This window comes from uncultured Olegusella sp., assembly GCF_947253395.1.
Lineage (GTDB): Bacteria > Actinomycetota > Coriobacteriia > Coriobacteriales > Atopobiaceae > Olegusella.
In genome coordinates, this window is the sequence record NZ_CAMXYY010000113.1 from 1 (window position 1) to 4,391 (window position 4,391).

Genomic DNA, 4,391 nt, shown 5'->3' on the forward strand with positions numbered 1-4,391 from the left:
GAGTGGAGCAAGTCAAGGCGCTCGTCGTGGATACCGTTCTGGACAGGGTACTTCTCATGACAGGCGTGGCGGTCAACGCCCCTACCGCTCCAACCGCAATTATCGCACCATCAACGGACATGACACGGGATACTCATTGCGCCAGCGCGGCATCAACTTTAGTGGCCGCAAAGGCGGTCTGCTTTCTAATCTAGATCAACGTAGTCTCCTCATCCTTGCTGGCGGCATTATTGCTCTGTTGATTTTGATATTTGCTATCTCAAGCTGTGTCCGCGGATGTACTTCTGGAGCAGGCAAAAAAGACAATTCAACTAGTTCAGTCAACTCTCAGGACGCGAGAGTCTCAGCAAGTGCGTCTCCTGACATCACCAGTAAGCTCACTCCTGCTTTGGATAATGCTGACAGCTTGTACAAGATTGCTAAAAATGCTGATAAATACAAAGATAGCCGCATGATTGATTTGGCTGTTAACGAGCCTACTGCTATTAAGTTTGTTCTCACCTACCCCGATGCCGACCACACCAGCGGTGCATATGAAGACACTGTTGAAAAAGGTACCTATCCTTTGCTCTTTAATTGGGATTCTCGCTGGGGTAATGTGGATTTTGGTGATGGCGCTCTTGGCGTCACGGGCTCGGCTCCCACTTCACTTGCCATGGCTTATATGGGTCTCACTGGTAAAACCGACCAGACTCCCGCCACGATTGCCAAAGCAATTGCTGACGCAGGCGCAGATTCTGGTGACACGGGCATGGCAACGTCTTTCTTTGACAAGGGCATCTCGACGGTGGGTCTCAGCGTTACTTCAATGGAAGTGAGCAAGGACAATCTTTACTCGATTTTGGGTAATGGAAGTCCTGCTTTGGTACAAGTAAAAGACGATAGCCTTACGGCATCGGCACATTGGATACTGGTCATTGGCTATGGCAACGATGGCTCGCTCGTCGTGTATGATCCCACCTCGTCGGCGGTGTCTTCCCACAGTTGGGATGCAGGTACCATCAGCTCAAGTGCAAGCGCACTGTACTCGGTAGCTGCTGCTCCTCAAGGCGACACAGGAGATGAAAACTCAGACAACAACGAGGACGGCTCTGACACAAGCAATACCGATGAGAATGCCTCGTCGCAAACAGAGACGGGCGATGAGGAATCAAATCAGTAAGTAAACCCCTTGCATAACGAGGTGATTTGCCTCGTTATGCTCCCTCGCGTTTGCCTCATAGATGTAATCTCAGCAAAACAAACTTGCAAGAGAAGGCTCCAGAAATAGAGGTGCTGACCTGCGTCAACACCTCTTGTCTAGACGAACATTTATCCTCTAAGCCCACAACACATGGCGTGGGCTTTGTAAATTCGATCGCATCAACAAAGCGCCAAGCTACGAGAGGATCTTCTCGCACGCAGCACGAAGTTTTGCCTCAACCTCTTCGGCCTCGGCGCGTGTTGCTCCCTTAGCAAAGAGGTATGCCTTGACTTTGGGCTCGGTGCCAGAAGGACGGAAAATAACCTTGTTTTCGTCTTCCAAGCAATACTCGATAACGTTTGCCTTGGGCAAGGTTTGCTTGGGCTCCTTCTGAAGGCCGCTCACAATAGCCATTTGAGCACCCGTAGCAAAGTCGGTAGTACCGATAACCTTGTAGCCAGCAATCTCGGTCAGAGGCTTCTCGCGCAAACCAGCCATAATCTCTGCCATGCGTGCAGCACCTGCAGCACCTGGGAAGGAAGCATTGACCGTGCCGTTGAGATAGTAGCCATATTTCTGATACAAGACATCCATAGCCTCATAGAGATCCATGCCCTTAGCTGCGTAATACGCACTCATCTCTACGGCAAGCATCGTGGCCACGATTGCATCCTTGTCACGAGCATGGGTACCTACGAGGTAACCATAGCTCTCCTCATAGCCCATGAGGTAGCGGTCTTCTTCACCCGCATCTTTAAGCAGGTCAATTTGGCCGCCAATATACTTAAAGCCCGTCAGCACGCGGCGCAGCTCAAAGCCATAATCACGAGCCACAGCGTCAGCCATGACAGAAGAAACGATGGTAGAAACAGCGACCTTGCGGGTAACATCCTCGCCATTTTCCTTGGCCATAGCTGCCAGCCAGTCCATCAGCAATATGCCCATCTCATTGCCGTTAAGCAAAACATAGCCACCATTGTGGGGAATAGCGCAACCCATACGGTCAGCATCAGGGTCGGTAGCCACCATGAAATTTGGCTTGACCTTGTCGCACAAATCCAAGCCCAACTGCAGCGCCTCACGGAACTCGGGGTTAGGATACTGGCAAGTTGGGAAGTGCCCGTCAGGCTCTGCTTGCTCAGGAACAACGGTAACGTCCTCAACACCAATCTCCTTGAGGATGCGTGTGACGCACTCCATACCGGTGCCATTAAGCGGTGTATAGACTACCTTGAAACCCTCGGGAGCCTTAAAACCAGGAACAGAGACCTTTTTGACAGCCTCAATAAAGTTGTCGAGCACTTCCTCAGGCGTCCACTCAACCAACCCTTGAGCCAAGGCTTCGTCAAAGTCCATCATCTTAACTGCGCCAAACATGGGCGTGCGCGCGATAGAAGCGGAAATCTCATCGGCAGCTTCATTGGCAATCTGGCAGCCGTTGTCGTCATAGACCTTGTAACCGTTGTACTGAGCAGGATTGTGCGAAGCAGTCAGTACAATACCGGCAGAAGTATGCAGGTAGCGCACAGCAAATGATAGCGTCGGTACAGGCTCGATACGAGGATATACATATACATGGATGCCATTTGCAGCCAAAACTCCTGCTGCGACCTTTTGGAAATCTTCACCCTTAAGACGAGAATCACGGGCAAGCGCCAGCGATGGATTTTCGTAGTGAGCATTCAGATAATCTGCAACGCCTTGAGTGGCCTGAGCCACAACATGCACATTCATACGATTGGTACCAACACCAATCGTGCCGCGCAGACCTGCCGTGCCAAACTCAAGATCACGATAAAATGCATCGTTGAGTTTTTCCTCATTTCCAGGGGCCATCAGGTCTTCGAGCTCAGATTTGAGATCGGCTTCTGTGATGTTCTCAGCCCAAAGCTGTACCTTGTCCTGAATCTCTTTGTCCATAGTCAGCCTTTCTGTCGAGCCGCGATACTTGTCTACGGCCTTCTCGCATACTTAATTTAGTTTACCCCGACAGAGTGCATGAAAGCCGAGCAAGACGGCAGAAGGTGGTATTTACCAAGGCTAAAGAACAAGTCTGTCACCCGAAACGGGCAAATGACGTGTATCCTCCCTCTTTTCTCAAGCAAAGCTGGTATATGAGCAGACTAGCTAGTCCGCACTTGGCCGGCAGCGCCGCACGATATAACAATGATGAATACGCTTATTGCGCAAAAAATCCTCGGGGATTGTTTGGTCAGTAATATCGCTCAGCTCTACTCCTGCTTTGTCAAGTTTTTCACGCTCTGGTACAAAATCTCGCAAATTGCAGCAAAACACACAGCTGCCCGCCCGTGTCAGCAAACGTGAAACATCAATCAAGAGTTCCGCATGGTCTCGCTGAATATCAAACGAAGAACTTTTCATGCGTGAGGAATTGGAGAAAGTCGGAGGATCGAGATAAATCAAATCCCAGCGATTGCGTGTATGGCGTTGCTCATGTACCCAGCTCAAGACATCCGCTTGTATATATTCATGCTCGGGGCCACCAAAACCGTTGCGCACCATATTGCGCTCAGCCCACTCCAGATAGGGACGGGAAAGGTCAACTGTTGTCGTATATTTGGCACCGCCATCCGCAGCATAACAGCTCGCACTACCCGTATAGGCAAAAAGATTCAAGAAACGCTTAGAGCCCGCAGTTGCCTTGGCCATCTCGCGAATACGTGCGCGAATATCACGGGTATCTAGGAAAAGTCCGACGTCCAGCCCACCCGAAAAATTGAGCTCAAAAGTCAGTCCACCCTCATCTACTAGGTGTGCTCCAGCAGCTAGAGCAAGCTTTCCCTTCTTTGCTGTGCTATCACGTATGACCTGGCGTTTTGCATATTGTGAGCCACCGCGAGCACGCAGACGCTGGCGCACAAAGACATCGTTTGTGGCTACCTCTAACACAGGCGCTGTAATAGCAAGAGCATCCGAAAGTCGCGTATGTGCTAAAGCAGGATCAATTTCCTTGGGTGCCGCGTACTCAGACAATACCGCCCAAGGACCCCCTCCTGTTCCACCATATTTGCTTTCATCAATGAGCGTTGAAGGCTCAAAACGCTCAATAGCGACCGCATAATCAGGGAGGTCAGCATCATATACGCGATAGGCGCCTATATCCTCGCGACGAGCCCACTTGCGACGCAGGCGCCAAGTTTTTTCCAAGCGGCGGGCAAATTGCTCGCTTGAAGATAGTTCCACCTGT

At 50.7% G+C, this 4,391-nt stretch carries 3 protein-coding genes; 1 reads left to right on the plus strand and 2 read right to left on the minus strand.

Annotated features, from left to right (window positions below):
* Positions 1 to 1,162 (plus strand): C39 family peptidase (locus Q0X25_RS07415; protein ID WP_298580685.1); only part of this gene is annotated, 1,162 nt, incomplete at its 5' end.
* A gap of 216 nt (positions 1,163 to 1,378) precedes the next feature.
* On the opposite strand, the gene Q0X25_RS07420 is transcribed toward Q0X25_RS07415, so the two are convergent.
* Entirely contained in the window at positions 1,379 to 3,103 is a 1,725-nt protein-coding gene (locus Q0X25_RS07420; protein WP_298580688.1) for a phospho-sugar mutase, read from the minus strand.
* A gap of 207 nt (positions 3,104 to 3,310) precedes the next feature.
* Positions 3,311 to 4,391 (minus strand): class I SAM-dependent methyltransferase (locus Q0X25_RS07425; RefSeq protein WP_298580691.1); only part of this gene is annotated, 1,081 nt, incomplete at its 5' end.

What these genes read in the sequence shown, in the direction of transcription:
- Q0X25_RS07420 (WP_298580688.1), bottom strand. Translation starts at nt 3,103, where the DNA reads ATGGACAAAGAGATTCAGGACAAGGTACAGCTTTGGGCTGAGAACATC.